Source organism: Pararobbsia alpina (genome assembly GCF_902859895.1).
Classification (GTDB): domain Bacteria; phylum Pseudomonadota; class Gammaproteobacteria; order Burkholderiales; family Burkholderiaceae; genus Pararobbsia; species Pararobbsia alpina.
Map to the genome: position 1 here is coordinate 1 of NZ_CADIKM010000163.1, position 1,184 is coordinate 1,184.

General features: G+C 58.3%; 1 protein-coding gene. It reads left to right on the plus strand.

The annotated features are described in order from the left end of the window. Positions 1-12: 12 nt before the first annotated feature. The coding region (locus tag HV670_RS30045; RefSeq protein WP_175108547.1) for an alkaline phosphatase family protein at positions 13-1,184 on the plus strand (1,172 nt) is incomplete at its 3' end.

Below are 1,184 nucleotides of genomic sequence, written 5' to 3' on the forward strand. Positions count from 1 at the left end.
GGGAGAGAAGCAATGGCAGCGATACAGCACGTCTTCGTTCTCATGCTCGAGAATCGCTCCTACGACAGCATCTTTGGCCTGTCGACCTTCTCTGGCATCCTTCCGGGCGGCGGTTCGGCGAGCGCCAACGGATTGCCCGCTCAACCGATTGTCAACTTTGGACGGACGGGTACGCGTTATCAGCTTGGCAAAGGCTCTCCGTACGCGCTTGGCTTTGACCCGGGTCACGAATTTACCGACACGTGTCTGCAGTTATGCGGCTTGCCCATCGCGAGTGCGGACACGGTCAGAAACGACACGCTTGTACTCGGGTCCGGAGGCTACCCGCCCCTCGCTGTGGACCCGTCGACCACGGGCTTTGTCGCGACATATGAAGACCATGCTGACGTGGTGGCTGACGCGTTTAGCGTGTTCACTCCCGACCAGTTGCCCGTGCTCAACTTCCTCGCCAGCCAGTTTGGCGTATGTGACAACTGGTTCGCGTCGGTTCCTGGCCCTACCTGGCCAAACCGCTTTTTCGCGGTCGCCGGAACATCCTCGGGACTTGACCACTCGCCCAGCGACGCGCAGGTGCTCGAAGCCATCTTCCTGAATACCCCCACATTTACATTTCCGAACGGTACTATCTTTTCGAAACTGCGCGCGACTGATTGGCTCGTTGTGCAAGGGGATGTTGCCCAGACGCGCGCCATCTATGGGATGCAGAGCCAGCTCAGCCGATTTATCGGGATGGACGCGCTTTTGTCCCAGCTCGTCGATGGGTCCCTGAGTTCGAAGTTTGTCTTTATAGAACCGTCATACGACGCGAAAAACGATTTTCGGAACGGCGACTCCATGCATCCGGCCGGCGACGTGCGCAAAGGCGAGGCGCTGGTTAAAACGCTGTACGAAGCCATCAGCGGCTCAACCCTGTGGCACAGCAGCATGTTCGTTATCGTGTTCGACGAGCACGGCGGCTTCTTCGACCACGTACGTCCTCCGCCAGCGGTGCCTCCCGGCTCAGGCGAGAACCCCAGGCTTAAAACGCACAACTTTTCGTTTGACCGTCTGGGCGTGCGCGTCCCGGCCCTCGTCATCTCCCCCTATGTCCCGGCCGGAACCATCGACCATTCGCAATATGACCATACGTCGATATTGAAAACTGTCGATAACGTGCTTGGACTGAATGGCTCACTGAATCTCAC